Genomic DNA, 26,980 nt, shown 5'->3' with positions numbered 1-26,980 from the left:
CCCTTATTTCTTGGCGCCCTTGGCGGCTTGGCGGTTCGCTTTCCAGGCCGACTTCCCGCAGTAGCGCTAGAGCTTGGTGCAGAACGCGAACAGGTTCACTTGTGCTTCCTCGGAGCGGATCTCCACGGGCGCGCTCCCGAACTTCGAGCGGGCGAAGAGCGCCCTGAGATCGTCGGCGCTGCGGTGGATGAGCTCCCACTCGAGGACGTGATCCATGAACGCCTTGCTCGGGTTGCTCACCCCGAAATTGCCCACGATCGCGACGCCCCCGGGCAGGAGCTTGTCGTACATGCAGTTGATGACGCTCACCACGAGGTCGTCCCGGAGATAGTCCGTGAGCCCGATGCTGTAGATCATGTGCTGGGGCTTGAGCACCGTCCTGCCGCGGCCGTGCGCCAGCCGCACCACGTTGTCCTGGGCGAAGCTGAATCGGTCCATCACGCCGAGCTTGTCGGCGATGTCGGCGGCGTAGGCGAGCGCCTGGTTGTCGATATCGATGCACGTGGCCTTGACGTCGGGCGGCTCGCCGCCCTCCGCGAACAGGTCGAACAGCTCCCGGGCGGGGCCGCTCGCCAGGCTGGTCACGAGGAGCGGCCCGGACGTGTGCGCGCGGCACGCCTCCCGGATCGCGCGGCACATGAGGCCCCGCCGGTTCTTGACGGCGCGGCACGCCTCGAGCTCGAGCCCCCACTGGTCGATGAAGCGGCCGAGGCGGCCGTCGCCCGCGGGCTCGTTGTTGTACATCATCTCGATGGTGTAGAAATCGCCCGCGTATCCGCGCGGCTTCGTGTAACACCGGTCGACGGTGCGGCTCAGCATGAAGAGCGAGAAGGTCTCGCGGAAGACGTAGGCGCCAATGCCCTTCTCGAGGTGGCGCTCGCGCTCGATGTGCTCGCGCAGCGCCGACACGATGGTCTGGCACGCGGCGCTCACCTTCTCCTGGGTCTCCGCCTCCGGGTACTTGCCCTCCTTCACCATCCTGTCGGCGAGCATCATCTCGAATTTGAACTGCTCCACCGTGTCGATGAGCTTCGGCGGGATGTTGTTCGTGCCGGCCTGGCCCGTCCTCGCGGCGTGGAAGCGGTTGACCTGCGGCACGTCCTCGACGAGGAGCGGGGGCAGCATCGCCGTGTTCTCGCGGAGGCGCTGGGCGAGCATGATCGCGAGCGACTGATAGAACCGCGCCGCGAGGCCGGGGACGGAGGCGAGGAGCGAGTGCACATACGGGCCCTCGATGACGTCGAGCGTGCTCTCCTCGCGGGCGACGACGGAGGCGCTCGCGGCGGCGCTCTCGAGGAACGACATCTCGCCGAAGACGGCGCCGGGCCCGAGCTGGCGCAGGGCCACGCCGCGCCCGAGGTGGGCGACCTCCACCCCGACAAGGCCGCTGCGCACGATGAAGATGCCCTGCCTGCGCGAGCCCTCCTCGAGGATCTGCTCGCCTGGTCGGTACGTGACGCAGGTCGACTTCTCCAGCAGCAAGCGCTCGTCATCCTGGGTCAAGAACTCGAAACCTGTTGTCATGATGCCTCCCGACCACCGTGGGCCCCGCGCGCCGCGGAGAACCGGGTTCCACCCCCCGCCGCGGCGACACGACGTCCACGCGTGGCCCCTTCTACCACGACGCATCTCGTGCTCGCTGCGGCATGGCGGCCCCTCCGGCCGCCCGGCGCGCCCCGCGGCGCTCGTCGCGGGGGCGCGCTCCGTTCACCGCGTCACGGCGGGCCGCAGGCCGCGAGGCCCCCGTCCCCGGCGAGCAGCAGCACGCAGGCGCGGAGCACATCCATGCCGGCGTAGCCGTCCGACGGACAGGCCGCCCTGGGCGCGCCGGGCAAGAGGTCGATGTCCGTCGCGGCGTCGCGCCCGGCGAGCCGGAGGCGCGCGCCCGGGAGGACGGGGACGGTGTGCCTGCCCGAGGCGGCGTAGGCGCTCCTGCCCCCGCGCGCCCGGGGCGAGAGCGCCTTCCCCGCCGGCGAGGCGGCGAAGAGCGAGCTGTGGGACGCGCCCGAGTCGACCTTCAAGGTGACCTCGATCCCCTCGACGCTCGCCCTCGCGGTGAGCTCGCGCCCCTGGCTCGGGCCGCTGCAATCGCCGAGCTCGATGACCGCGGCCTCCCCGAACCGCGCCCGGAGCGCGCGGGCGGCCTCGTCGCGCGGCGCCTCGGTCATCCGGCCGTCGCGCAGGTCGAGCACGACGGCGCGGCCCGGCGAGGGGAGGAGCTGCGGGGCGAGGAAGCCGCCGATCCCGAGGCGGCGCAGGACGTCGGGCACGGGGACGACGAGCAGCACGGGCGCGTCGATCGGCCCCCACCCGGAGAGCGCGACGCGCGCGTGGTCGATCCGGGAGAGCGGCACGGGCCGGCCCGCGTGGTCGACGCCGACGTCGCCGGCGGTCGAGAGCGGCAGCCCGAGCTCGTCGGCGAGCCAGCGGGCGAGCACGTGGTGCGTGGCGCCGGTGTCGACGACGAGCGTGGCCGGCTGGTCGGCGATGACGGCGTCGAGGAGCGGGGAGGGGAAGGGGCGCTCGTCGAGCTCGAACCGGAGGCTCGCCTCGCGCGGCGCGGCGCGGGCCGGCCCTCCCGGAGGCGGCCCGGAGCGCGGCGCGGGCCCGTCCGCGAGGTGCGGCGAGGCCGGCGCGGCCCGAGCCGGGCCCGCCTCGGCGCAGCCGGCCGCCGCGAGCGCGAGCATCGCGAGCCGGCAGAGGGAGGTCGAGAGCGCGAGGCCGGCCCGCGCGCGAGCGCGCCGCGCGCGCATCACCGGCGCTCGGCGGGGCGCGGGGAGCGACAGGCCGGGTGCCGCGTCTCGCCGCCGCGCAGTCCTTTCCCCGGAGAGAAGGAGAGTCTCTGGGCGACCGTCATCCAGGCCATCATCGGCCGGCGGCCGACCCCGGTCAAGCGGCCTCGACCGATGATCCGGAGCGTGCTGGGCTGCCGCCGCGGGCCGGAGCGCGCCGGAAAATGTGCCCGTACCACAAGGAGGGATCGCGGCGCGCTCGGCACGCCCTCGTGTCGTGTCCGTCGTGTTGGGCCTGTCCCGGGGGTGTACGGCCCAGCGCGTGTCATCTCCCCGGTTGTCAGCCTGCTCGTCCGGCCCCAGGGTTCGCGGAGGAGAGGGCCATCGCATGATCCCCCGCGTCATCGATCGGCTCGAAATGGGCGAAGAGATCGGAAGTCTCCTGGATGTCTCGGAGCCTCACGTACTCGGCAGCTTCGCTGAACCGCTTCCAGAGCTCGAGGACAGCGGGGTTCGAGTGCGCCCGGTCCACGGCCTCCTTCGACACCCACTCGAACAGCTCGACGAGGGTGCCGTCGGACGCGCGCATCACGATGGACGTGCGCTCGGTCGCGAGCCCCTCGCCCCGGAGGATCGGCAGGTGATCGCGCACCGCGGCGAGCAGCTCGGCGCCCTTGCCCGGCTTCGGCCGGTAACATGCAATGACGAGATATCCCATGGCGCGCGATTCTCGCCGGCGCGGATCCATCGCGCAAGCAGCGAGCCGGGAGGGGCGCCCTCGCGCCGTTCACGGCGATCGCGCCGCGTCCAGCCGGCGCTCCACCTCGGCGCGCGTCGGATAGGACGGCTGGCACCCCTCGCGCTCGACCGAGAGGCCCGCCGCCGCGATCGCGCGCCGCAGCGCGGCCCCGAGCTCCATCCCGGCGGCGAGCCCCGCGGCGAGCACGCCCGTGAGCGCGTCCCCCGCGCCCGTCGTGTCCACGGCGCGGGCGGGCAGCGCGGGGAGCGCCTCGCCCGAGGGCAGCATCACCGCCCCGCGCGCGCCCCGCGTGAGCACCACCCGCTCGGGCAGGCGATCGCGCAGCGCCTCGTGCTCGAGCTCGTTGACGACGGCCAGATCGAACTGGCCGACGAGCGCGGGATCGATCGCGTTCACGGGCGACGGATTGCAGATCGACAGCGCGCCGTCGGCCCGCGCGGCCGAGAGCACGCCGGCGATCGCCTCGGTCGGGATCTCGCCCTGGCAGAGCCAGACCGAGGCCCCGCACGGCGAGGGCGGCGCGACGAGCGCGTTGGCGCCGGGGAGGGCGAGGATCTGGTTCTCCCCGGCCTCATCGACGCAGATCAAGGCCACGCCCGTCGTCACGCCGCCGTGGACCACCACGGCGGACTGGTCCACGCCGTCGGCGGCGAGCGCGGCCGCGCAGAGCGCGCCGTGGGCGTCGTCGCCGCGCGCGCCCACGAGCCGCACGCGGGCGCCCATGCGCGCCGCCGCGACCGCCTGGTTCGCGCCCTTGCCGCCGGGCGCGGTGAGAAAGCGGCGGCCCAGCACGGATTCGCCCGGACGCGGCAGCCTCGGGCCATAACCGATGAGGTCGGCGGTGATCGAGCCGCAGATCGCGAGCAGCCCCATCCCCGCCGCATACCACGAATGCGGCGGCGCTCACGCGTTTTGGCCAAGGAGGCCCCGTATGCCCGAGGTGTCAGAGGGTCACGAATCCAGCGCCCTGTTCCTCGCCGCCTGGAAGCACTTCAGCCGTGGCCTCCCCGCCCGCCGTATCGAGGACCTCGACGGGGTCTCCCTCATCCTCACGGGGACGCAGATGGCCTTGCTCAACGTCGCCGCGCTCTCCTCGGCGGCGCGCGACCGCGGCGATCTCGAGCGCCGGGCGCGCGCCGCCGTCGAGCGCGCCGGTCGGAGCGGCCTCCCCTGGTTCTTCGCGGTCCCCGAGCCGTGGGCGCCCGGCGGCGATCTGGCGGAGGCCGCCGGCGTCCTGACCCGGCTCGGCTTCGCGCCGGCCGAGCGGGTCACCGGCATGGCGACCGACGCGCTCGCGCCGCCGCGCCGCGAGCCCGCCGAGCTCGAGCTCCGGCGCGTATCCGACGCCGAGACCCGCGCCGCCGTCGCCGACCTCAACGCCGGCTGCTACGGCGTCCCGCTCCCGGAGGGCCGCGCCGCCATGGCGCACCCGTCGATCTGGGGCGAGGGTGCGTTCGGGCGGGTGGGGTACCTCGGCGGCCAGCCCGTGTGCTGCGCGGCGACCTGCATCGTGGAGGGCGTGCGCTACGCCGCCCTCGTCGCCACCGCCGCCGAGCACCGGCGCAAGGGGTACGGCGAGGCGGCCCTGCGCGGCTGCCTCGATGACGCGCTGGGGGCCACCGGCATCCGCAGGACGGCCCTGCACGCGTCGGAGATGGGCCTCCGGCTCTACGAGGCCATGGGCTACCGCGCGATCACGCGCTTCGCGTTCTACGTGCCGCCGCAGGCCTGAGCCCGGGCGACGCAGCGCCCCGCCCCCGGCGCCGGCCGGAGCTCACCGCAGCGCCTCCGGCAGCGTCTCGAGCACGCAGAGCGCCGTCTCGGGATCGCAGGTGACGCGCTCCTCCAGATCCGGGTTGATCCCGGATCCGGTGAGCCTGCCCGCCTTCGGATCCGCCTGCGGATCGCAGAGGCTCGGGTCGATGCCGGGCTCTCCCATGGTGTCGACGCCGCAGGAGACCGCAGGGGCGAGGCCCACGACGCTGTAGGACGCGGTGCAGCCGTCCTTCGTGTACGTCAGATCCGCCGTCATCTGCGTCCCCGGGAGCGCCGCCGTGACGTAGACGCGGACGTTGCTCCACTCGTAGCGGATGTTCGTCGCGGGCCGCTCGTCGGACGCCGGGAGCGAGAGCTCCGCGGCGCTGAGCGAGGGCACCGTGCAGACGTCGTTGTCGTCCGGGTCGACCGACGTGAACTCGCCCATCGAGAGCACATCCCCGCCGTCGACCTCGATCCCCGCGCCCTGCGCCTCGGCGGCCAGCGCGCCGAGCCCCGTCGTGCGAATGTAGAGCAGCGCCCTCTCCAGGTCCTGCACCTCGCGATCCTTCGCCGAGGAGGGGTTGTATTTCTCCATCCCGATGACCTCGCCCCGCAGCGTGTCGCAGTCGCCCTCGCCGACCTTCGAGCCGGGCTTCAGCGTGTATTTCGCGGCGAAGCCGCCGTGCGCGACCGTGCAGTTGATCTTCGGCTGCTCGCAGGACGCGATCAGCGCTGCGAGGACGACCATCAGACCGGCTTGCATTCCGTAGGTTCGTTTCATGGGAATCTCCGCCTCGCGCGGCGCGGCCTAGAAGGTCACCTTGGCGCTGATCCGGAACGTCCTCGGCGCCTGGTACGCGATCGCCTTGCCGAAGTTCGGGTTCTTGTTGACCGGATCGAACGCGGTGCCATCGGCGTTCGTCAGGTTGGCGAGGTCGGCCGTCGTCCCCCCGGCGATGGGCTGCACCTGCGCCGCCGTGTACCGCTGGTCGACGGCCGTCGTGGCCTGGAAGTTGAAGAGGTTGAACCCGTCGACCGCGAGGATCAGCGCGCTGTCCCTGGCGAGCTGCACGCCCACGCCGACGTGAGCGTCGATGTCGTGCACCCAGGGCAGGCGCTCGCCGCTCCCGCGCGGCAGGATGAAGACCTCATCCGGGCCGTAGAGCAGGTGGGCGCCGAGGTGCGAGGTCGGCGCGCCGGAGCGGGCGCGGTAGGCGCCGCCGACGTTCACGAAGAGCCCGTTCTCGAAGACGAAGTCCTTCGCGCCGTACAGCTTGATCTGGTGCCGGTGATCCCCCGGCAACGGGCCCTCGCGGTTGGGGAGGAGCGACAGCAGGTCGAAATCCGTGTTCATGTTCGGATCGATCTGCTGGGTCTCCGGCTTGAACAGCCCGGACCAGTTGCCGCGCAGCCACGAGAGCCTGTAGCTCGCCTGCGCGAGCCAGCCGCCGGCGAACACCTTCTCCGCGTACACGGTGAACGCGTCGTAATCGCGCTTCCCCTTCGGGAAGTCCCTGGCGGCGCCGTACCCCGGGTTGGCGATGAAGTAGCTCTGCGCCTCGTCGCGGCTCAGATCCTCGATGATCCGGTTCTGCCAGCGCTTCGTGTACGTGGCGCCGATCCGCACCTTGGGCATGACCTCGTACTCGCCGCCGAGGACGATCTCGTCCGACGACTGCGGCTCGAGCTCCGGATCGATGGGCGCCTTGTCGCTCGCGATGACGCCCCACTTCTGGTTCGGCGCGTGGGGGCCGTTGGCCACGAGGCGCCCGTCCTCGTCCTCGCACTCGGCCTGGGTCTGCCCCGGGTCGCTGGGATCGCACGCCCCCGCGTCGCGGAACGAGTAGATGAGCCGCTCGCCGGGGATCAGGCGATCGACGAGGTTGAGCGGCACGCTCTCGTAGTACCGGGCATAGTTCGCGAACAGCTTGGACTTGCCCGATTGCGTGACGTCATAGATGACGCCGACCCGCGGCGACCACTGGTGTGGCAGGACCATGGCCCGGTTGCCGTCATCCCCATAGAGGAGCTGCGCGTCGTAGCGCAGCCCGGCGTTCAGGGTGACGCGATCGAGGATATTCCAGCTATCCTGCACGAAGCCGCCGACCGTGAGCGACGTCGAGTCCGATACGTACTTCGCGAGGGACACCGGGTCGTCCGGGCCGCTCAGGAAGCCCTGACGGCGATAGTCGTAGACCACCGTGCCGTCCGGGAACTCGGTCAGGATGGTGCCGCCCGACTGCCCGCGCTCGTTGTGATAGCCCATCACCTCGACGTCGACGCCGCTCTTGATGACGTGGTGACCGAGGGCCGAGATCAGGCTGGTCAGCATGGCCTTGGCCTGGTAGCGCGTGAGGACGGACTCGCTCAGCACGCCCGGGCCGCCGGTGTAATAATAGCCGGGCACCGGGCACAGCTCGCTGCCCTCGGCGGCGCCCTGCACGCAGCGCTGCGTCGCGTCGCTCGGCTCGAACTCGTGGACGGAGCGCGGCGGCGAGCGCTGCCAGAGCACCTGGACGACGTCGGAGAGCCCCTTTCCGCTCCCGATCGTCGTCCCGTCCGAGGCGCGCACGGCGCTGAGCTCGTGGTGCATGCCGAGCGTGACGTCGAGCAGGTGCGTCTTGTTCTTGAAGGCAGAGGACCACTTGAGCGAGGCGTCGGTCGCGTTGGTCACGTACCTGTGCGCGATGGCGTCGTACGCGCCGTTGATGATGCCGCCGTTGTAGGCGTTGTCGATCTCGATCCTGCCGTCCTTCGGGTTCATCCCGAAGGTCCCGTCTCCGCCCGACACGGTCGGCGTGCCGTGAACGGACAGCGCCACGGTGTTGTCCGGATCGATGGCCAGCGTCAGCTTGCCGATGTATTGGATGCTTTGCTGCCTGGCATAGTAGACGTCCCGCGTCTCCGACAGGCGCTTCTCCGCCTCCGCCTCGGTCTCGCCCGGCGGCACGGGGACGTCCAGGTTCCGCTCGAGCCGATAGGTCGCGAGCGACGGGGAGATCCCGGCGTAGAACCACAGCCTGTCCTTCAGGATCGGGCCGCCGATCTCGACCCCGAAGTCGCGGATCCCGTCGAGGCTGACGTCGGTGCTGATCGCGCTCTCTTGCTGGACGACACGGGCCCGCGCCCCCTCGAAGAGGCCGGGCGTCAAGCCGAGGAAGACCGAGCCGTGGAGCTCGTTGGAGCCCGACTTGGTGACGACGTTGTAGTAGCCGCCCGTCGAGCGGCCGTATTCCGGCATGTAGCCGCCCGTGATGACGTTGACCTCGTCGATGAACTCGACGGAGAGCGGCGTCCCGAGGATGCCGAACCCCGGGTTGTTCACCGACACGCCGTCGATCACATACTGGTTCTCCGGCGAGGTCGTCCCGCTGATCGACACGCCGTACCGGTCGGCGAACGCGCCCGGCGCGACCTCGGCGAGGGACTCGAACGACCGGGTGGCCGACCCCTTCGCGCCCGGCGGGTTGAGCGGGATGCGGCTCATGAACTCGGAGCTCACGTTGACGCCGGTCGCGCTCGAGCCGACATCGACCGTCGGCGAGGCGGCCACGACGACGATCTCCGTCGCCTGGAGCGCCTCCGGCAGGAGCTGGCTGTTCACCCGGATCGTGCTGTCGAGCCGCAGCTCGATGCCGCCGCGACTGTACGGCCGGTAAGCCTCCTTGTCCAGCCGGAGCGTGTAAGTCCCCGGCGGCAGGTTCGGGACACGGTATTGACCGGAGCTATCGGTCACCACGACCTGCTCCCCCTGGAGCGAGGGCGACGTGACCGTGACGACCACATCCGGGGTCGGCTGGTTCGTCGCGGCGTCGATGACCGTCCCCGTGAGCACCGCGGAGCCGGTCGCGAACGCCGTGGTGCTCGAGAGCGCGCCCGCGAGCGCGAGCAACGGAGCGGCCCATCGGCCGCGCTTGACATGCAAAGGGTTCACGAAGGCTCCTGAGTTCGGCAGTGAACGACCGTGGACCACGATACACACGGCGTCGCGCCGAGCCTAGTCCGTTGTCACCGAGGCTCGTGTCCCTGCGTGTCCCCCCGGCTGCACGCGTGAGGTCTCGCCGGGCCGCCCGGGTCCCGGCGAGGGGGGCTCCGGGCGGGGTGGGCCCCGCGCCGAGCTCGGGGCGCCAGGCCAGGCCTCGCTCAGGAACGAGCCATCACGGACGCGACCAGCCGTTGATCTGGGCGCCTGGAGTCCGCGCGAGGAAAGCCCGCACGCCGGGCGGCGGGGACGCCCACGGCTCGAGGCGCGCCGGGGGCCGCTCGATCGGCACCATGGCCGAGCGCGAGTAGGAGCTCCACGCGCCGTCGCCGCAGGCATAGCAGGTGCCGCGCGCGAGCTGCGCGGTCATCCGGAGCCAGCCCCGGGCGGCGTATCCTGGCGCGAGCTTCACGAGCTCCGGGGGGGCCTGCGCCTGCCGTTCGGCGACCGGGATCTCCTCGAACGCGTCGAGGAGCGCCGCGGCCTCGCGCTGCAGCGCCGGTACGCCGCGCACCTCGGCGAGCAGATCGACGGCCGCGCCCCGCTCGGCGTCCCACACCACGAACCCCGCGCCGTCGAAGCCGTGGGCGCCGCATGCGTAGGCGTACGTCCGCTCCTCGATGAACAGGTACGGCCCCACGCTCCCGATCACCGTGGCCCGGTGCTGGATCACGTTGCTCCCGTCCCCGTCCGGCGGCGTGATCACCTCCTGGCGTGCGCCGGTCCCGCGCAGCACGAGGTGCGCGCGTTGCCCCGTGCCGTCGCCCGGCCCGCGCACGTCCCCGAGCGCGAGCTCGCAGGCCGAGGTCTCCACGTCCTCCGTGCGGAGCTCCCAGCGCCACTCCCCTCGCCGGGTCGCCACGACGATCCCGGGCTCCTCGCGGAGGACCGCGCCGTCCTCGGCGACATGCCATGTCGTCCCGCCGCCCGCGCTGCTCCACACGAGGACCGCCCCGCCCGTCGCGGTGTCCTCCGCCGCCTGGGGCTCGGGCGCGCGCGCGGCGGGCGCGGGCTGGACATCGATGGTGACGGGGGGCGCGGGCTGGGGCCGGGCGGCGCAGCCGGAGGTCAGCGTCAGGAAGGCGATCAAGAAGGCAGGTCGGGAGCGAAGCATGCCGGCCGGAGTAGCACGGGGCATGCCGCGGAGCGGCGCGGGGAGAGCTCGCGCGGCGACAGGGGCGGGTGTCGTCGCGCGCCCGCGCGGCGTGGCTGGCGGGCATCACCGCGGGATCCTGAGCCGGCCTGCCGCGCGGGTGAGCTCTGCGTGGAGGCGCGCGGCCTCGGCCGCCTCGCTCCTCGACGTGCCCCTGCTAATCCGCCGGAACTTCCGAGCGGTACGGCTGTGGCGTATGCTCCCACCGGCATGCCGGACCAGCCGAAGCAGAGCGTCCTCGCGGTGCAGAACATCAAGGGAGGGGTCGGCAAGACGACGATCGCCGTCAACCTGGCCGCGCTCCTCGCCGAGAGGCACCACAAGCGCGTCCTTCTGATCGACGCCGACCCGCAGTGCAACGCCAGCCTGTACCTGCTCAGCGACGAGCGCTTCGGGGCGAGGACGCGCGAGGACAAGGAGCGCCGGGAGGGCAACCTCCACGATCTGTTTCACGGCGACGTGCGGTACTTCGACGTGGTCAGCGGCAAGCCGCACGGCCCGCTGCGCAGGGTGAGCGATTACCAGGAGCCGGTGCGGACGTGCGCCGGCGGGGGCTCGCTCACGCTCGTGTGCGGGAGCGCGAGGATGTTCGAGGTGCAAGAGATCGCGGCGGAGATCGTCGTGTCGCGGATCAAGAAGTGGCTGCCCAGGACCGGCGATGCGTACGAGCACGTCATCATCGACTGCCCGCCGAGCATCAGCAGCGTCAGCCTGGCGGCGCTAAGGCGGCGGACAGGATCCTGGTCCCGATGGCGGCGGATCAGTTCTCGCTGCACGGGTTGCCGCTCCTCATGAGAGCGCTGGAGGAGTACAAGAAGGTCCTGGACATCAAGGCGAAGGTCGCCGGGGTGGTTCTCAGCATGTTCCCGCCGGCGAGGGACGTCGAGCAACGCGCCAAGGCAGAGCGGTACGTGAAGGCAATCAGCGATCTGTGCGCGGCGCAGAAACCTGCGGTTCGCTGCCTCTCCGCGGTGATCTCCAGGGATGAGGCGTACCGTGACTCGTTCGAGCGGAACGAGCCGCTGCCGTTCTCCGGCGATCCGGCGCACGCGCGGCTCGTCGACGAGCTCGAGGCGGTCGCGCACGAGGTGGGGCTGCTTGGAGGTGCGCCGTGACGAGCCCCGAGCGTACGGGCAGTGATGGAGTACGCGCAGCGCGCGCGCTGCTGAGCCTGGTCGAGGAGCACTCCGCCGACGACTTCCAGGCCGCCGAGGCGATCCTCGGTGGGCAGAAGGAGCTGGCGCAGATCCTCCAGTTGCTCCGCGACTTCAAGCGGCAGCAAGGCCCCGAGGACCAGGAGCCCGCGTCGATCGAAGGGTTGCGCGAGATCGTCAAGAAAGAAGTTATCGAGCTTGCCCGAGCCAATGCTGAGGTCGAGCCGAGGATCCGTGATTTGTGCGAGCAGCTTACTGGCCCATTACCAAACTCGACATTCGAAAACGCAGTCGAACGAATTCTTGCGCATCTGGAGAATATACATTCTAGCCCGGCAGAGAAGGTGTTGAATTTTGCAGGTGTGCTCCGTCTCGCGTCTCATGCTGTGGGGCCGGCTCATGCGGAAAGGATCGAGTCGTTTCTCCGCAGGCTCGCGATCTCGGCAATCGTCGAGAACGTGATCGTGCTGCCGACGCTGCACTCCATTGCGCAGCTCCGAACCATGTGGGCGCCCAATCCGCTGCCCTACAAGGCTCAAGAATCGCGCCGGCACCTCGCAGAGAGGCTCATGAAAGACGCGGAGCGGCTGGCGTCTGACAAGAGCGAGGACATCACGACCCGCTTGCTGGCCGAAGGGCTGCGCGGCCCTGCCGACCGGGCGATCGCGGAGACACGCCGGAGGAACAAGAAGGCGGCCCATGGCGAGTAGGCGATCGCGCCGCGACTCACTGCGCGAGAAGCTGCTCGCGGAGGTTGGCCGGCAGGTCGAGCGCCGGCTCGGAGGCTCCGGGGCGGAGCTCGCTGGCTCCCAGCAGACCCTCGCTTACCTGAGCTGGCTCGCCTGGCATTGCAGCGGGTTCGCGACGGTCCCGGCGTTCCTGAACGCGGCACGCGCGGACATCCTCGCCATCTTGCATGCAGGCGCGCTCGGGGTGGAGCGCACCGCCCATGTCCACGCCCGGAGCCTCCTGGAGAACCTCGTGCGGCATTGCTACTTCGACTCGCGGCCATCCCTGTTCGTCGCGCGTTGCCTCCTCCCCGAAGAGGACGTGAGGGACGTCTGGGCCGACCTGCTCGAGGAGATCCAGCGCCTCCCGCACTTCCAGCCTGCGCTCGGCGACGCCGCCGAGACGTCGATTCTGTTCTCCGAGATCGAGCACGGCTACAAGCAATCCAGCCGCTTCGTGCACGGCTCCACCGCCCGCTACCGGAGCCTTTACCGGGACATCGGCTCGATCGACCTCGACGCGGAGCGCGCCCGGGACCTCGATGCCTCGCTCCGGCGCCTCGGCGAGGCCTGCCTGCTCCTCCTGGCGCTGTATCACCTCGGGCCTTACCTGCTCGTCTCGCAGCCCATCCGGCGTTACATGATGCGTGACGCCATGGGCCCCCGCGGGCGCGCCCGCTTTCTGCGCTGCATGGAGTCCGTTCCCGTGACCTGGGCGCAGCACCAGCGCGCTGCGGCGCTCCGCACCTGGCGGGAGCGAAAGCGGAAGCCCTTTCCGACGAGAGATGGCTTGCTGCTCGACAGGAAGGGGCTCGCCCTGGTGGCGAGCCCGAGAGTGTCGACCACGTCGTAGGCTTCCGCTCTCGACTCCCGCTCGGCTCTCGGGAGCTTCCAGCGGGAGCCCAGGCCGCATGAGGATCTCCCTCGCCGCCGCTGGTGTTCAGTCCGCGCCCCTCGCGGCCACGGCGCCTGTCCCGCCGCCGGCGAGCGCCCGCGCGCGCCGCACGAGCTCGATGAACTCCTGCTGATCGCCCCTCCTCGACGCGGCCGCCCGCGCGATCGCCTCGACGTCGGAGAGCCGGAGGGCGCGCGCGTGCGGGCTCCTCCGCAGGATCTCGGAGAAGCCGGCCACCGCGGCCGCGAAGCGGAGGTCGGCCGGCGCCGCGTCGAACGCGGCGGCGATGGCGCTCGGGGCCAGCTTGACCGTCGTCTCCTCCGCCCGGTCCGAGCCGAGCGGCGCCTTGTGCCGGAGGCGCACGACGACCGGCGCCGCGCCCTCGAGCCGCGGCGCCGCGCCCCGGAGCTCGACGTCGTAGAGGGCCGTCACGCTGTGCCCGGCGCCGATCTCGCCCGCGTCCACCCGGTCGTTGCGGAAGTCCCTGTCGGCCACATCGCGGTTCTCGTAGCCGATGAGCCGGTAGCTCTTCACGAAGCGCGGATCGAACTCGACCTGGATCTTCACGTCGCGCGCGATGACCTGGAGCATCCCGCCCACCTGCTCGGAGAACACCCGCCGCGCCTGCGCCGCGCTGTCGATATAAGCGTAGTTGCCGTCTCCCTGGTTGGCGAGCTGCTCCATCATCACGTCCTTGTAGTTGCCCTGGCCGAAGCCGATGGTGGACAGCGTGATCCCCTTGTCCTTCGCGCGCCTGATCGTCTCCAGGATCTCCTCGTGGGAGGTCGCGCCGACGTTGGCGTCGCCGTCGGAGAGCACGACGACGCGGTTCACGTGCCCCTTGACGAGCGTCCGCTCCGCCAGGCGGTAAGCGAGGTCGATGCCGCTCGCCATGGCGGTGGAGCCGCCCGCGGTGAGGTCGTCGATGGCGGCGAGGATCCGCCCCTTGCTCTCGACGCCGGTCGGCGCGAGCACCTCGCGCACGCTGCCCGCGTAGGTGCAGAGCGCGACCGTGTCGCCCGGCTTGAGCGCCTCGGTGAGCATCTTGAGGCTCCGCTTCGCGAGCCCGAGCTTGTCCGGCGACCGCATCGATCCGCTGGTGTCGACGAGGTACACGAGGTGCACCGGCGTGCGCTCTCTGGCCGACACGCGCTTTCCCTGGACGGCCACGCGGACGAGGTGGTGGCCCACGGTGAACGGCGAGGGCGCGGCCGCCAGGTGCACGGCGAACGGGCCGGTCGCGGGAGACGGATATCCGTAATCGAAGTAGTTGAGGAACTCCTCCGCGCGCACGGCCTGATAGGGAGGCAGCGCGCCCTCCAGGATCTTGCGGCGCGCGATGGCGTAAGAGGCCGTGTCCACGTCGATCGCGAAGGTCGAGAACCGGTCCTTCGCGGGGTCCTCGACCGGGTTCACTCCATAGTCCTGGTACGACTCGCTGCCCTGGGGCTCGGGGGCCGGGGCGGCGACCACGGGATTCGGGGCGGCGACTACGGGATTCGGGGCGGCGACCGCCGCGCGCTTCCGGGCTGCGACCCCCGCGGGCCTCGGGGCGGCGGCCGCGGCGGGCGGCGGGGCCGCGGCGGGCGCGGCGCCCAGCGCGACCGCCTCGGCCTCCTCGCGCGCGGAGCCGCCGCCCTCGGTCACCGGCGTGTCGTACTCCGGCTGCGTGGGCCGCGCGGCGGCGGTGTCCGCGGGCGCGAGCGGCGCCGCGTCCGTGGCGCGGGGAGACGAGGCGCCGCAGCCGAGGAGCAGCGCGGTGACGAGGGCAGGGGCGACGAGGTCGAGGGGCCGAGTGCGCATGAAGAGTCCTCCTTGAAGGGACCGCGAGCGCGGATCCCGCATCACGATCTCGTGGGGCGTCATCGTCGACTCCCCACGCGCGTTGTCCCGGCGACCGCACGCGCGGCCTCCGGCCATCTCGGGGGTGAGGCCGACTCCCTCGCTGCGATCACCGCTCCTCCGCCGCTCCCGTGGATCGAGAGGCAGCGCTGGATCGTGCTCCGCCGGGGGAGGGCCAGGGTTGGCCCTCCCCCGGGCGGTCGAGGGAACGTCTCACGGCCGGGGCTCGCGATGACGGAGCCCGGTTGCGTCCAAGCGCCCAGGAAACGCGGCCGCGCAGGCCGACCTTACACCTCGCAGCGCGGGGCGAGCCGGGCGTCCAGGGACCTGCCGGAGATGGAGTCGGCGACAGCGGTGCGCTCCGCCTGGAGCCAGGGGATCTCGTCTCCCATGCTCCCGGTCGTGTCGATGGAGACGGTTCGTCCAGGGCACCAGGCCTGTTGCGCCGACGGCCCGGAGCCAGGCCATGGCTGGACGCACGGCATTGGCCGTCTATGCTCGACGGGTGCTCTCGGGGGAGCTCTTGGGGGGGCGCTTTCGCATCGACGCGCTCGCGGACGCCGGGGGGATGGGCGCGGTGTACCGCGCCTGCGATATCGCCACCGGCAAGCGGGTCGCCGCCAAGGTGCTGCACGACCCGTCGCCGCACCACCTCGCGCGCTTCGCCAAGGAAGCCGAGCTCCTCGCCCGCCTCTCCCATCCGGGGATTGTCCGGTACATCGCGTACGACGCCGCGCGCGGGAGCCGGCCGTTCCTGGTCATGGAGTGGCTCGAAGGCGAGGCCCTCTCCCGCCTGCTCGCGCGGCGCTGCCTCACGATCGACGAGGCCGTGGAGCTCGGGGCGCGCGTGGCCGCGGCGCTGGGCGCCGCGCACGCGCGGGGCATCGTCCACCGCGATCTCAAGCCGTCCAACATCTTCCTCGTCGGCGGCCGGATCGCGGAGCCCAAGCTCCTCGATTTCGGGATCGCGTATTTCCCGGGCACGGCCCCGATCACCGGCGACGGCGTGCTGGTCGGCACGCCGGAGTACATGGCCCCGGAGCAGGCGCGCTGCGGCGATGAGGTCGGCCCGCCGGTCGACGTCTTCTCGCTGGGCTGCGTGCTCTTCGAGTGCCTCACCGGCGCGCCGCCCTTCCGGGCGGGTCACCTGGTCGCCCTGCTCGCCAGGATCATCTTCGACGAGGCGCCGCTCCTGCTCGAGCGCCGCCCCGACGCCCCCCTGTGGCTCGCCGCGCTGCTCTCGCAGATGCTCGAGAAGAGCCCCGCGCGTCGCCCGCGCGACGGCGCCGCGGTGCTCGCCGCGCTCACCGCCCAGGAGGCCCATGACGCGCCCGCCTCCGCGGCGACGATCTCCGCGATCACCGGCAGCGAGCGCCGCTTTCACGGGGTCGTGGTGGTGGGCCGCGCGCCCTGCTCCGCGCTCGACGTCACGCTCTCGCCCGCCGAGCTGGGCGCGGACGCCGGCGCGCTCGGCGAGGTCGCGGCCTGCTTCGGTGGGCGCCTCGAGCGGCTCGCGGACGGCACGAGCGTGATCATCCTCAGCGGCCCGCGCGTGCCGACGGACGTCGCCGCGCAGCTCGCGCGCTGCGCCATGACCGTCAAGGAGCGCGACCCCGACCGCCCGATCGCGATCACCGTCGGCTGGGGCGAGCTCGGCCGCGGCCTCCCGGTCGGCGACGCGATCGAGCGCGCGGCCGCCCTGCTCCGGTCCGCCGGCCACGAGCCCGCGCGCGCGCCCCGGATCCTCCTCGACGACGTCACCGCCACGCTGCTCGAGACCCGCTTCGACGCGGCGCGCGCCGCGTCCGGCGCGCTCGAGCTGCTCGGCGAGCGCGTGGCCGTCGAGGCGTCGCGCCTGCTCCTCGGCAGGCCGGCGCCGTTCGTGGGCCGCACGCACGAGCTCCGGCTCCTCGAGCACACCTTCGCCGCGTCCGCCGACGACCCCGCCGCCCACGCGATGCTCATCCTCGGCGCCGCGGGCACGGGCAAGTCCCGGCTCCTCAAGGAGCACCTCGCGGCGCTCCGGCGCTCCGGCGCGCGCGTGGAGATCTGGGCGGGGCGCGGGGACGCCCTGCGCGCGGGCTCGACCGGCGGGCTGCTCGCGGAGGCGATCCGGGACGCGGCGGGGATCAAGGGCAGCGAGCCGATCGAGCAGCGGCGCGCGCTCCTGCGGGCCCGCGTCGCCCGCCGCGTACCCAGGGCGGAGCAGCGGCGCGTCGAGGAGTTCCTCGGGGAGCTCGCCGGCGTCCCCTTCCCCGACGAGGACAGCCTCCCGCTCCGCGCCGCCCGGAAGGACCCCGACCTGCTCGGCGAGCAGATGCAGCGGGCGCTCCGCGGCTTCCTCCGCGCGGAGTGCGCGGCGCAGCCCGTGCTGCTCGCGCTCGAGGACCTGCACTGGGCCGATCGCGCGTCCATCGCGGCCATCTCCGCGGCGCTGCGCGAGCTCGCCGACCAGCCGCTGCTCGTGCTCGCCACGGCGCGCCCGGAGATCAAGCAGGCGTACCCGGATCTCTGGGCCGAGCACGGGCGGCAGGAGCTCTGGCTGCGGCAGCTCTCGCCGAAGGCGTGCGCGCGGCTCGCGCGCGAGGTGCTGGGCGACGCGGCCGGCGAGACGCTCGTCGCGCGCGTGGTCGAGCAGTCCGACGGCCACCCGTTCTTCCTCGAGGAGCTGATCCGCGCGACGGCCGAGGGCCGGGGCGACGCGCTGCCCGAGACCGTGGTGGCCATGGTGCAGGTCCGGCTGGAGGCGCTCCCTCCCCACGTGCGCCGGGTCCTGCGCGCCGCGAGCGTGTTCGGCGAGGTGTTCTGGCGCGGCGCGGTCTCGCGCCTGCTCGGCGGCGACGAGCCCGCCTCCGTCCAGGAGTGCCTGTCCGCGCTCGTCGCGGGGGAGCTCTGCCTGCGCCACGGCGAGAGCCGCTTCCCCGGCGAGGAGGAGTACGCCTTCCGCCACGCGCTCCTGCGCGAGGGCGCCTACGCGCTGCTCACCGAGGAGGATCGCGCGCTCGGCCACCGGCTCGCGGCCGAGTGGCTCGAGGCCGCGGGCGAGGCCGATCCGCTGGTCCTCGCGGCCCATTGCGAGCGCGGCGGCCTGCCCGTGCAGGCGGCGACGCTCAACCTCCGCGGCGCCGAGCTGGCGAGCGCGCGCCGGGCATACCTCGACGCCGAGGGCTGCTACGCGCGCGCCGAGGCGCTGCTCGGCGTGCTGCCGCCCGGGGCGCGCCGCGGGCTCGGCCTCACGCGCTTCCGGCTCGGCCGTCACCCCGAAGCCCTCGCCGATCTCGCGGCGGCGCGCGAGGCGGCCGCGGAGCAGGAGCCCGGCGCGACGATCGATCTGCTCCTCGACGAGGCGATGGTCCTCGACTGGTCCGGCGAGTACCGCGCGGCCGCCGAGCGGGTCGAGGCCGCCGAGCGCCTCGCCGGTCAGGTGGCGTCGCCGCTGCTCCGGGCGCGCCTGCTCCTCGGGGTGGGCCGCTCGCTGCACCGCGCCTGCCGCGAGGAGGAGGCCGCGGCGGTGCTGACGCGCGCCTCGGCGCAGGCCGCGGAGCTCGGCGACCAGGGCTACGAGACCCACCTCATCGCCGGGCTCCTGCTCGGCTTCATCCTGGCGGGCCTCGGGCGGGTCGAGGAGGCGGCGCGGATCCTCGACGAGGTGATCCGCGGCTGCGAGGAGCGCAGCGATCTCCTGCACCTCGGCGCCGCGCTGAACAACCGCGCGCTCGTGCGGGCCCTCCGCGGCGACCGCGCCGGGATGATCGCCGATCTCGAGCGCACCATCGAGCTCGGGCGCGACCTCGACCAGCCCGCGCTCGAGCTCGTCGGGCATTACAACCTCGCCGAGTACCTCTACCTCATGGACGATCTCGAGGCCGCCACGCGCCACGCGCGCGCCACCCAGTCGATCGCGCTGCGGTCCGGCGACCATCACGCCCCGACCGCGGTCACGCTCCTCACCGCGCGCCTCCGCCTCTACCGGGGCGACGAGGCGCGCGCCCGCGCTGCCGTCCAGCGGCTCCGTGCGGCCTCGCGCGGCGCCTTCGGCGAAGCGCTGTCGCCGGCGGAGGACGTGCTCTGCGCGATGGTCGAGCTCGCGACCTCGGAGGAGGACGACGCCGCCGCGTGGGCCGCGCTCGAGGAGCGCTCTCGGCGCTGCTCGGTCGGTCAGGAGCGGATCGAGGTGCTCGAGGCGCGCGCCCTCGCCCTCCACCGCCGCGGCCGGCGCGCCGAGGCCCGGGCCCAGCTCGAGCGCGCCCTCGCCGCCGCCGCCACCATTCCGAACGTCATGGGCGGCCGACTCCGGCGCTGGCATCGAGAGATGGTGGATTGGACAGAAGCTGACGCCCCATCGACATCGCGAGAGTGAGACGCTTCCTGAGCGTCGATGAGGTGCCGACCGAGCGTCGATGAGGCGCCGACCGAGCGTCGATGAGGCGTCGACAGGCCGAAGACCGCGCCCGACGCCCGGGGCGCTTTTGCGCCGCATCAAATGAATCGCGCCTTGCTGACAGAAGACGCAAGGTGGTAATTTATGAGTTCGCTCGATCGTCCAGTACATGGGGTCCGGGGGAGGGCTCCTGTGTGCGACATGATGGACGAGGGGCTCTGTAGCGAGCTCCAGGGGAGGGGGAGGAACGGATGTCTCTCAAGCTCACGTCATTCAAGCGGGCTTCGTGCGTGCTGGGCTGCGCCGCAGCGCTGTCGGGCTGCATCGCCGGGATGGAGGACACCGAGGCGCTGGACGAGCTCACGGGTGAAGCGCAGGGCGCCTTGATCATGGAGAACGCGCTCAGCGCGAACGCCTTGAACCTCAACGCCCTGAACCTCAATGCGCTGAACCTCAACGCGCTGCACCCGGATGCGCTCAGCGCGAAGAGCCTCGCCGCCCTCGCGGCGCCTGACCTGGGCGGCGACATGGCGCGCGAGCTCGTGCGCTACGCGGTGAGCTGCGCCCTGGACAGCCATCAGAGCTTCAAGTTTTCGTGGAGGGACCAGAATGGCAAGCTGCGCAAGGAGCGCTACGTGGGGCAGCTCGGCGTCGCGCCCAACTGGGCCACGGGGCCGCTCGACGAATACGGGCAACGGCTGGTGTCCGCGTGCCTGGCGGCGCGCGTGAACTACTATCAGGTTCCGGTCGTCATCTCCGTCCGATCGCACGAGAACCCGCTGAAGAAGCTCTGCACGAGCCAGGAGCTCATCGATTATCCGGACGTCGAGGGGACCTTCTGGGGCAACGTGTTCGCCGAGGAGCCCTACATCAACGCGTGCTACAACAGCGCGACGATCGACAACTCGCGCGCTCACAAGCGCGACTGCGCCGTGGGGCACCTGGGCGACGACGGCCAGATCGTGGAGTGCGGAATGATCCGCATCGTCGGGCCGTGCAGCGACGTCTGCGAGCCCCTCGACGCCTCCAAGCAGTATTATCAATCCTGCATCGAGCGCCCCGATCAGAACAGCTCGACCACGAAGGTGGTGATCACCACGTCCCTGCCGTGACGGCGCGCGGCTGTCCAGCCACGCTCGACGGATCTCGTCGCGGTGCTCGCGCCGGACCGTCAACCGTCGGTGGTTGTAGAGCGCTGGCGAGCGCGCGCGTGATCCTCATACATAGGGCCACATCGCCGGCTGTTACCGATCGTAGCGCGATCGCCGCCAGGACGTTACGGATCGTAGCGCGACGCCGTCGAGCGAGGCTGCCTGTGCGCGCCCCGGGCGGTGATATGGCCAGCCCCTCGAACCCTCGCATGATCATCGAACCCACGCTGGTTGTGGAGTCGAGGTGGCTCGGGCCTACCGTTGGAGGCTCACCTCCGGGGCCTCTCGTTCCGGCGAGCCCCTCGTGTGGCTCGCCTACACTTCAGCCCCTCCGGTGAGCCCCCAAAGGGCCGCACCACCCGCGTCCAGATCCTCGCCGCCGAGCTCCTCGCTCCCCTTTCGTGGTTCAATCTCCGCCCGTCGACCTGACCGTTCACGGAGGAGCTCCGCGATGAGCGCAATGAACCGCGAGCGTTTCCAGTCCAGCCTGAGCCGCTCCAGGAAGATCGCCGTCCTGACCGGCGCCGGGGTCTCGGCGGAGTCGGGCATCCCCACGTTCCGCGGCGCGGGCGGGCTGTGGCGGCGCCACGACGCGACGCGCCTCGCCACGCCCGAGGCCTGGCAGCGCGATCCGGGCCTCGTGTGGGAGTTCTACCATCACCGGCGCGAGCGCGCGCTCGGCTGCAGGCCGAACCCGGCCCACCACGCCCTTGCGCGCCTCGAGGCCCGGTGGCGGGACGCGGGCGGCGCCTTCACCCTGATCACCCAGAACATCGACGGCCTGCACGAGCAGGCGGGCTCCCGGAGCGTGGTCCGCCTCCACGGCTCGCTCTGGCAGGTGCGCTGTCTCTCGTGCGGGGCCGTGACCGAGAACCGCGACGTGCCCATCACGCCCGCCTTCGCGGGCAGCGGCTCCCCCGATCCCGACGCCCACGCCCGCCGCTTCACGGCGGCGGAGCTGCCTCATTGCGGCTGCGGCGGCGTGCAGCGCCCTCATGTGGTCTGGTTCGGCGAGGCCCTCCAGGCGAGCGACCTCGCCGCGGCGGCGGACGCCATCGATGGCTGCGACCTGCTGCTCGTCGTCGGGACCTCGGCCGTGGTGTACCCGGCCGCCGGCTTCGTCCCGATGGCCAGGCGGCATGGCGCCCTCATCGCCGAGATCAACGTCGAGCCGAGCGCGGTCACCAGCCTCTGCGATTTCGTGTTCACCGGCGGCGCGGGGGAAATCCTGCCCTCGCTGCTCGACGTCGCGCCCGCGCACGGGTGACGGGCACCCGCCGCCCGCCCGCGCCGCCGGACTCGCCGGCATGCCGGGTTCAGCGCTGGTGGCCTCGTCGGGCTGCTGAGCTCAGCGCTGCGGATCTCGCCGCGGCGCCGGGCTCGGCGCCTCGGGGCCCACCGCGCGGCCGGGCTCGGCGCCTCGGGGCCCACCGTGCCGCCGGGCTCGGCGCCACGAGGGCTCATGGCAGCGGGCGCGCAATGCACGCGGGGCGCGGCGCGGCGCGTGCTTCCTCCGGGGGTATGGAACAGGTCAATCGTGGGATCTCGGGGCTAACGTGGACCGCGATCGTGCTCACAGCGATCGGCGCCATCAACTGGGGGCTTGTGGGGCTGTTCGAGTTCGACCTGGTCGCCGCCGTCTTCGGCTCGCTCAGCGTGCTCAGCCGCATCGTCTATGTGCTGGTCGCGCTCGCCGGGCTCTATCTCCTCTACGCGGCGTCCCAGCTCAACAAACGCGCGCGGGTCTGAGCGGCACCCGGGCTCGACAGCGTACGACGCGCCGCGCGGCGGCCGCCGCAGGCGCGCCGGCCTGAGATCCATGCAGCAGGGGAGTCGGATGACTCCCGCTGTCGCGATCCGCGCCGGCGCGGGACTTGCAGAATGCAGAAGATAAGGCCATGAGGCCTGTCTGGAGGACGGGCTCCGATCTCATGAAACAGCGAGCTCGGCGGCGAGGCGGCGGCCTTCGAGGCGGCGGCCTCTGTCGTGCGCCGGGGGCTCGGGGCAGGTGGGCTCGACGGGCCCGCCGGCCCTGGGGACGCCGGAGCTGCGATCGATGAGGAGAGGGAGGGAGGCCATGCCCAGCTCACGAGACCATACCGTCGCCCTCGTCCGCGACGCTGCCTGTCCGCTGCGGGGCGCCGCGCGCGAGCTCGATGCCCTGCTCGACGCGATCGGCGGATGCCGGTTCGTGCTGCTGGGCGAGGCGACGCACGGGACCCACGAGTTCTACCAGCTGCGCGCCCAGATCACGCGGCGGCTCGTCATCGAGAAGGGCTTCACCGCGGTGATCGTCGAGGCGGACTGGCCCGACGCCTACCGCGTGAACCGTCATGTCCGCGGGGCGGGCGACGACCCGAGCGCCGCGCAGGCGCTCGGCGGCTTCAGGCGGTTCCCGCAGTGGATGTGGCGCAACCAGGACGTCGTGGAGCTGGTCGAGTGGCTCCGCGAGCACAACGCCGGGCTCCCGCGCGGCCGGGCGAGAGCAGGGTTCTACGGCATGGACCTGTACAGCCTGTACGGCTCCATCGATGCGGTGCTGAGCTACCTCGATCGCGTTGACCCCGAGGCGGCCCGGCGGGCGCGGCAGCGTTATGGGTGCTTCGAGCGGTTCGGCGGGGATCCGCAGGTCTACGGGGTCGCGACCCGCTTCGACCTGAGCGCCTCGTGCGAGCGCGAGGTCGTCGAGCAGTTGACCGAGCTGACGAAGAGGCAGGCCGAGTACACGAGGCTCGACGGGCGCGTGGCGGAGGACGAGTATTTCCAGATCGAGCAGAACGCGCGGCTCGTGCAGCGCGCCGAGGAGTATTACCGCACCATGTTCCGGGGCGCGGTGTCGTCCTGGAACCTGCGCGACCAGTACATGGTCGAGACCGTCGAGGCGCTGGTCGCGCACCTCGACCGGTTCCACGCGCCGACGAAGGCCGTCCTCTGGGCCCACAACTCGCACCTCGGCGACGCGCGCGCGACGCAGATGGGCGACATGGGCGAGTGGAACGTCGGCCAGCTCCTGCGCGAGCGCCACGGCAGCGAGGCGTTCCTCGTCGGCTTCACGACGCACGCCGGGACCGTGACGGCCGCGTCCGACTGGGGCGGCCCCGCCGAGATCAAGCGGGTCCGGCCGTCGTTGCCGGACAGCTACGAGCGGCTCCTGCACGACGCCGGCCTCCCGCGCTCCTGGCTGAACCTGAGATCGGAGGCCGGCGCGCGCCGCGAGCTCGTGGAGGCGCTGCGTGAGGGCGCGCTCGAGCGCGCGATAGGGGTGCTGTATCTCCCGGAGACCGAGCGGATGAGCCATTATTTCCACGCGAGGCTCAGCGACCAGTTCGACGCGGTGATCCACGTCGACGAGACGAGCGCGGTGCAACCGCTGGAGTGGGTGGCCGATCGGCGCGAGCGGGAGGCGGAGGCGTATCCGACGGGGGTGTGAGCGGCGGGATCGGTGAGCACCCGGCGTACCGCACCACCGGCGCCCGGGCTCCTGCACAGGGGAGGCGGCGCGCGTCCTGTGTCATCCCGCTTGCCAGGGGCACGGCCGGCCGAGGTATCGTCGCCGCCGTGTCTCCCGCTCAGAAGCTCCGTGGGCTCCTCGCGGCGCCCGGCCTGCTCGTCATGCCCTGCTGCTTCGACGCGCTGTCCGCGCGGCTGATCGAGCAGGCCGGCTTCCCGCTCACGTTCATGAGCGGCTTCGCCGTCTCGGCCGCGCGGCTCGGGGCCCCGGACACGGGGCTCATCTCCTACGGAGAGATGGTCGACCAGGCGCGGGCGATCTGCGCCGCGGTGTCGATCCCGGTGATCGGCGACGGCGACACGGGGTACGGCAATGCGATGAACGTCAAGCGCACGGTGCGCGGCTACGCGCAGGCCGGCCTCGCGTGCGTCATGATCGAGGACCAGGTCGCTCCGAAGCGCTGCGGCCACACGCGCGGCAAGCAGGTCGTCGGCCGCGACGAGGCGCTGACGCGGGTCCGGGCCGCCGTCGACGCGCGCGACGAGGGCGCCGACGTGCTCATCCTGGCCCGCACCGACGCCCGGCAGACGCACGGCTTCGAGGAGGCCCTGCGCCGGGCCGCGGCGTTCGCCGACGTCGGGGCCGATATCGTCTTTCTCGAGGCGCCCGAGAGCGTCGAGGAGATGCGCGCGTTCTGCCGGGGAGTGCGCGCGCCGGCCATGGCGAACATGCTGGATCACGGCAAGACGCCGGTGCTGCCGCCGGCGGAGCTCGAGGCGATCGGTTACAAGATCGCGGCCTATCCGCTCACCCTGCTCTCGGTGGCGGCCGCCGCGATGCGCGACGCGCTCGCGGCCCTGCGCGCCGGCGAGCACCCGGACCCGCGGATGCGCTTCGAGGCGCTCCAGGCGGTCGTCGGCTTCCCCGAGTATTACGCCGAGGAGGCGCGGTACGCGCAGCCGCCGCCGGGCCGGGGGAGGGCGGAGGGCGATGGCGGGTGAGCTCGCGCCGGTCCGCATCGTGACCGCCCGGCTGGTCCTGCGCGCGTGGCGGCCGGAGGACGCTCCGGCGCTCAAGGAGGCGATCGACGCCAGCATCGAGCACCTGCGCCCCTGGATGCCCTGGGCCATGGGCGAGCCGTCTCCGGTGGAGAGCAAGACGGAGCTCCTCTCGCAGTTCGCGGACGACTTCGCGGCAGGGCGCGACTTTCATTACGGCATCTTCTCGGGCGACGAGCGCGAGGTGCTCGGCGGTACGGGGCTGCACCCGCGGATCGGCCCCGGCGCGCTCGAGATCGGCTACTGGCTCCGCGCGACGGCGACGCGCCGGGGCCACGCGACCGAGGCCGTGGCGGCCCTGACCCGGGTGGCGCTCGAGGAGCTCGGGATGCGCCGCGTCGAGATCCGCTGCGACCCGCGGAACGGCGCGAGCGCGGCGGTGGCCCGGCGGCTCGGGTATCGCCACGTGACGACGCTCAAGGCCAACACGCTGACGCCCACGGGCGAGCCGCGCGACACGATGGTATGGGAGCAGACGGCCCCTGGGCTAGCGGCGTGGCTCGGACGAGGCCGAGCTCCGTGAGCGTCGGGGTGCGGTCGCCGCCGCGCCGTCAGGAGGGCGTGCGGCACCGCGCGCGTGCGCCGGGCGCCGCGCGCCGGGCCGCGCCCAGGGCGAGGGCGCTGGCGATGCCGCTCTGCAGGGTGCCGCGGGCGGTGATGCCCGCGAGGTCGACGCCGAGATCCACGAGGGTCTGTGCCGTGTCAGGGCCGATGCCGGTGAGCACGAGCTTGGCGCCGAGCAGGCGCGCGGCGCGCGCGATGCGCAGCAGGGCGTCGGCGGACTCGGCGTCGACGTCCCTGACGCCGGTGACGTCGAGGATGGCCGTGTGAAACTGGTGCTGGACGATGCCGTCCAGGAGCCTCTCCATGGCCTGCAGGGCGCGGGCCCTGTCGAGGGTGCCGATGAGGGGCATGGCGACGACGCCCTCGGCGAGCGGGACGAGGGGGGTGGACAGCTCGCGCAGCGTGGCCTGCTGGGCCTGGATGACCTGCTCCTGGAGGGCCAGCCGCTCGCGCTCGGCCTCGTGGAGGGGGGTCAGGTCGCGCGCGATGGTGGCGACCGCCGAGGGCCGCCCGGCCTGGCCGGCGAGCGCGACCATGGAGACCTGGCAGGCGATGACGCGGCCGTCATACCGGGTGAGGCTGAGGGCGCCTTGCCACGACCCGTGCTCGAAGCACTGCTGCACGATCCCGGGGAGCTGGTCCCGCTCCTCGACGTACAGGTCGCACAGGCGCTTTCCGAGCGTGCCGTCGCCGTGGCCCGTCATGGCGCGGAAGGCCTGGTTGGCGTAGAAGATCGCGCCTTCCTGCGAGGCGATGCTCACGCCGTCCGGCGCGCTGTCCACGAGCGCCTGGAAGTCGCGCAGCTCCGCCTGGGCAAGCGCAAGGTGCTGCTGCGCCGTGACGTCGCGCCCGACCCAGAGGACGGTGTCGTCCCCGAACGGCTTGCAGGCCGCCTGGATCCACAGATGGCGATTGCCGAACGTGACAGGATACTCGATGTGCAGGACCGTTTGCCTGGCGAGCGACTCCCGGATGACCGCGGCGCAGCGCTCGATGTAGTCCTCCCGGACCACGTTGGTCAGGTGTCTGCCACGCGCGTTCCTGGCCAGCTCGGCAGGGATGACGAGCGTCGGGAACATCTCCAGGACCACCCCATTCCGATCGAAGAAGGCGATGAACGCCGTGCTCACCGAGCAGAGCGCTTCCAGCTTCGCCTGAGCTTTCTCCAGCTCGGCCACGCGCTGCCGCAGCATCGCGTTCTCGCGTTCGATTTCAGTCAAGCTAGATTGGCTATCCATATAAGTATCCCCTGCCTATCGTAAGCGTGCGGCTCGGGTCGAGCGAGCGAAATCCAGCAAAGGATCGTGCTCATCGACTCGCGCTCTGGAAATGATCGAGCAAGGCCAGCCCGACGGCGAGCGGCGGCCATTC

Annotated in this window: 21 protein-coding genes; 12 read left to right on the top strand and 9 right to left on the bottom strand. The window is 72.2% G+C overall.

Translation table 11 applies throughout. The annotated features are described in order from the left end of the window. Positions 1 to 66: 66 nt before the first annotated feature. The 4 genes from WMF31_RS33115 to WMF31_RS33100 all read right to left on the bottom strand — a co-directional run bounded on the left by WMF31_RS33115 (position 67) and on the right by WMF31_RS33100 (position 4,365). Positions 67 to 1,524, bottom strand: a complete 1,458-nt coding sequence (locus WMF31_RS33115) for a cyclic nucleotide-binding domain-containing protein (protein WP_436605775.1) — start codon at positions 1,522 to 1,524, stop codon at positions 67 to 69. Positions 1,525 to 1,715: 191 nt separating this feature from the next. Next, positions 1,716 to 2,753 carry a retropepsin-like aspartic protease gene (locus WMF31_RS33110; RefSeq protein WP_436605774.1) on the bottom strand — a complete coding sequence of 346 codons (1,038 nt, stop codon included), beginning with the start codon at positions 2,751 to 2,753 and terminating at the stop codon, positions 1,716 to 1,718. Positions 2,754 to 3,072: 319 nt separating this feature from the next. Further along, positions 3,073 to 3,450: a putative quinol monooxygenase gene (locus WMF31_RS33105; RefSeq protein WP_436605773.1), complete on the bottom strand. Its 378-nt coding sequence runs from the start codon at positions 3,448 to 3,450 to the stop codon at positions 3,073 to 3,075. Positions 3,451 to 3,519: 69 nt separating this feature from the next. Next, positions 3,520 to 4,365 (bottom strand): ribokinase, encoded by an 846-nt coding sequence (locus WMF31_RS33100; protein WP_436605772.1) that lies wholly within the window; start codon positions 4,363 to 4,365, stop codon positions 3,520 to 3,522. 58 nt (positions 4,366 to 4,423) lie between these two features. On the opposite strand from WMF31_RS33100, the gene WMF31_RS33095 reads away from it, so the two are divergent. Continuing rightward, complete coding sequence (locus WMF31_RS33095) at positions 4,424 to 5,224, top strand: GNAT family N-acetyltransferase (RefSeq protein ID WP_436605771.1); 801 nt, start codon at positions 4,424 to 4,426, stop codon at positions 5,222 to 5,224. A gap of 42 nt (positions 5,225 to 5,266) precedes the next feature. Here the strand turns inward: WMF31_RS33095 and WMF31_RS33090 are convergent, their stop codons facing one another. The 3 genes from WMF31_RS33090 to WMF31_RS33080 all read right to left on the bottom strand — a co-directional run bounded on the left by WMF31_RS33090 (position 5,267) and on the right by WMF31_RS33080 (position 10,346). Further along, positions 5,267 to 6,031 (bottom strand): hypothetical protein, encoded by a 765-nt coding sequence (locus WMF31_RS33090; protein ID WP_436605770.1) that lies wholly within the window; start codon positions 6,029 to 6,031, stop codon positions 5,267 to 5,269. A gap of 27 nt (positions 6,032 to 6,058) precedes the next feature. Then, on the bottom strand, positions 6,059 to 9,184 hold the full coding sequence (locus WMF31_RS33085; RefSeq protein WP_436605769.1) for a TonB-dependent receptor: 3,126 nt from the start codon (positions 9,182 to 9,184) through the stop codon (positions 6,059 to 6,061). 223 nt (positions 9,185 to 9,407) lie between these two features. Next, complete coding sequence (locus WMF31_RS33080) at positions 9,408 to 10,346, bottom strand: hypothetical protein (protein ID WP_436605768.1); 939 nt, start codon at positions 10,344 to 10,346, stop codon at positions 9,408 to 9,410. Positions 10,347 to 10,595: 249 nt separating this feature from the next. On the opposite strand from WMF31_RS33080, the gene WMF31_RS33075 reads away from it, so the two are divergent. The 4 genes from WMF31_RS33075 to WMF31_RS33060 are packed head-to-tail and all read left to right on the top strand — an operon-like array spanning position 10,596 to position 13,120. After that, positions 10,596 to 11,180: a ParA family protein gene (locus WMF31_RS33075; protein ID WP_436605767.1), complete on the top strand. Its 585-nt coding sequence runs from the start codon at positions 10,596 to 10,598 to the stop codon at positions 11,178 to 11,180. Then, entirely contained in the window at positions 11,135 to 11,500 is a 366-nt protein-coding gene (locus WMF31_RS33070; RefSeq protein WP_436605766.1) for a ParA family protein, read from the top strand. The genes WMF31_RS33075 and WMF31_RS33070 overlap by 46 nt, the downstream gene beginning before the upstream one ends. Next, the gene (locus WMF31_RS33065; protein ID WP_436605765.1) at positions 11,497 to 12,249 is read left to right on the top strand and encodes a hypothetical protein; all 753 of its coding nucleotides are present in this window, start codon (positions 11,497 to 11,499) and stop codon (positions 12,247 to 12,249) included. The genes WMF31_RS33070 and WMF31_RS33065 overlap by 4 nt, the downstream gene beginning before the upstream one ends. Next, the gene (locus WMF31_RS33060; RefSeq protein WP_436605764.1) at positions 12,239 to 13,120 is read left to right on the top strand and encodes a hypothetical protein; all 882 of its coding nucleotides are present in this window, start codon (positions 12,239 to 12,241) and stop codon (positions 13,118 to 13,120) included. The genes WMF31_RS33065 and WMF31_RS33060 overlap by 11 nt, the downstream gene beginning before the upstream one ends. An 87-nt stretch (positions 13,121 to 13,207) precedes the next feature. On the opposite strand, the gene WMF31_RS33055 is transcribed toward WMF31_RS33060, so the two are convergent. Continuing rightward, positions 13,208 to 14,965 (bottom strand): vWA domain-containing protein, encoded by a 1,758-nt coding sequence (locus WMF31_RS33055; RefSeq protein ID WP_436605763.1) that lies wholly within the window; start codon positions 14,963 to 14,965, stop codon positions 13,208 to 13,210. A gap of 505 nt (positions 14,966 to 15,470) precedes the next feature. Between WMF31_RS33055 and WMF31_RS33050 the strand changes: the two genes are divergently transcribed. From WMF31_RS33050 to WMF31_RS33020, 7 genes are all read left to right on the top strand, one after another. After that, a complete protein-coding gene (locus tag WMF31_RS33050) occupies positions 15,471 to 19,364 on the top strand; it encodes a serine/threonine-protein kinase (RefSeq protein WP_436605762.1) in 3,894 nt (1,297 codons plus the stop codon). A 272-nt stretch (positions 19,365 to 19,636) separates the two neighbouring features. After that, entirely contained in the window at positions 19,637 to 20,497 is an 861-nt protein-coding gene (locus tag WMF31_RS33045) for a hypothetical protein (RefSeq protein ID WP_436605761.1), read from the top strand. A 490-nt stretch (positions 20,498 to 20,987) separates the two neighbouring features. Then, positions 20,988 to 21,803, top strand: coding sequence for an SIR2 family NAD-dependent protein deacylase (locus tag WMF31_RS33040; protein WP_436605760.1), 816 nt, complete (start codon positions 20,988 to 20,990; stop codon positions 21,801 to 21,803). A gap of 254 nt (positions 21,804 to 22,057) precedes the next feature. Then, complete coding sequence (locus tag WMF31_RS33035) at positions 22,058 to 22,285, top strand: DUF378 domain-containing protein (protein WP_129345258.1); 228 nt, start codon at positions 22,058 to 22,060, stop codon at positions 22,283 to 22,285. Positions 22,286 to 22,613: 328 nt separating this feature from the next. After that, positions 22,614 to 23,966: an erythromycin esterase family protein gene (locus WMF31_RS33030; protein ID WP_436605759.1), complete on the top strand. Its 1,353-nt coding sequence runs from the start codon at positions 22,614 to 22,616 to the stop codon at positions 23,964 to 23,966. A gap of 128 nt (positions 23,967 to 24,094) precedes the next feature. Beyond that, a complete protein-coding gene (locus tag WMF31_RS33025; RefSeq protein ID WP_436605758.1) occupies positions 24,095 to 24,988 on the top strand; it encodes an isocitrate lyase/PEP mutase family protein in 894 nt (297 codons plus the stop codon). Continuing rightward, positions 24,978 to 25,568: a GNAT family N-acetyltransferase gene (locus WMF31_RS33020; RefSeq protein ID WP_436605757.1), complete on the top strand. Its 591-nt coding sequence runs from the start codon at positions 24,978 to 24,980 to the stop codon at positions 25,566 to 25,568. Before WMF31_RS33025 ends, WMF31_RS33020 begins: the two co-directional genes overlap by 11 nt. 28 nt (positions 25,569 to 25,596) lie before the next feature. Here WMF31_RS33020 and WMF31_RS33015 read toward each other — a convergent pair whose 3' ends face one another. After that, positions 25,597 to 26,829, bottom strand: coding sequence for a PAS domain S-box protein (locus WMF31_RS33015; protein ID WP_436605756.1), 1,233 nt, complete (start codon positions 26,827 to 26,829; stop codon positions 25,597 to 25,599). Positions 26,830 to 26,980 lie beyond the last annotated feature (151 nt).

The sequence above is a fragment of the Sorangium sp. So ce1036 genome, assembly GCF_051369805.1.
In the GTDB taxonomy this organism is placed as follows: domain Bacteria; phylum Myxococcota_A; class Polyangia; order Polyangiales; family Polyangiaceae; genus Sorangium; species Sorangium cellulosum_F.
Note: the sequence above shows the minus strand (reverse complement) of the source record. Positions and strands in the feature narration are given on the sequence as shown.

Excerpts from the sequence above, each read along its gene's own strand:
- WMF31_RS33090 (WP_436605770.1), bottom strand. The coding sequence starts at position 6,031 with ATGAAACGAACCTACGGAATGCAAGCCGGTCTGATGGTCGTCCTCGCA.
- WMF31_RS33115 (WP_436605775.1), bottom strand. The coding sequence starts at position 1,524 with ATGACAACAGGTTTCGAGTTCTTGACCCAGGATGACGAGCGCTTGCTG.
- WMF31_RS33050 (WP_436605762.1), top strand. The coding sequence starts at position 15,471 with ATGGCTGGACGCACGGCATTGGCCGTCTATGCTCGACGGGTGCTCTCG.
- WMF31_RS33045 (WP_436605761.1), top strand. The coding sequence starts at position 19,637 with ATGTCTCTCAAGCTCACGTCATTCAAGCGGGCTTCGTGCGTGCTGGGC.
- WMF31_RS33100 (WP_436605772.1), bottom strand. The coding sequence starts at position 4,365 with ATGGGGCTGCTCGCGATCTGCGGCTCGATCACCGCCGACCTCATCGGT.
- WMF31_RS33035 (WP_129345258.1), top strand. The coding sequence starts at position 22,058 with ATGGAACAGGTCAATCGTGGGATCTCGGGGCTAACGTGGACCGCGATC.
- WMF31_RS33095 (WP_436605771.1), top strand. The coding sequence starts at position 4,424 with ATGCCCGAGGTGTCAGAGGGTCACGAATCCAGCGCCCTGTTCCTCGCC.
- WMF31_RS33055 (WP_436605763.1), bottom strand. The coding sequence starts at position 14,965 with ATGCGCACTCGGCCCCTCGACCTCGTCGCCCCTGCCCTCGTCACCGCG.
- WMF31_RS33070 (WP_436605766.1), top strand. The coding sequence starts at position 11,135 with ATGGCGGCGGATCAGTTCTCGCTGCACGGGTTGCCGCTCCTCATGAGA.
- WMF31_RS33060 (WP_436605764.1), top strand. The coding sequence starts at position 12,239 with ATGGCGAGTAGGCGATCGCGCCGCGACTCACTGCGCGAGAAGCTGCTC.
- WMF31_RS33080 (WP_436605768.1), bottom strand. The coding sequence starts at position 10,346 with ATGCTTCGCTCCCGACCTGCCTTCTTGATCGCCTTCCTGACGCTGACC.
- WMF31_RS33075 (WP_436605767.1), top strand. The coding sequence starts at position 10,596 with ATGCCGGACCAGCCGAAGCAGAGCGTCCTCGCGGTGCAGAACATCAAG.
- WMF31_RS33110 (WP_436605774.1), bottom strand. The coding sequence starts at position 2,753 with ATGCGCGCGCGGCGCGCTCGCGCGCGGGCCGGCCTCGCGCTCTCGACC.
- WMF31_RS33040 (WP_436605760.1), top strand. The coding sequence starts at position 20,988 with ATGAGCGCAATGAACCGCGAGCGTTTCCAGTCCAGCCTGAGCCGCTCC.
- WMF31_RS33020 (WP_436605757.1), top strand. The coding sequence starts at position 24,978 with ATGGCGGGTGAGCTCGCGCCGGTCCGCATCGTGACCGCCCGGCTGGTC.
- WMF31_RS33030 (WP_436605759.1), top strand. The coding sequence starts at position 22,614 with ATGCCCAGCTCACGAGACCATACCGTCGCCCTCGTCCGCGACGCTGCC.
- WMF31_RS33105 (WP_436605773.1), bottom strand. The coding sequence starts at position 3,450 with ATGGGATATCTCGTCATTGCATGTTACCGGCCGAAGCCGGGCAAGGGC.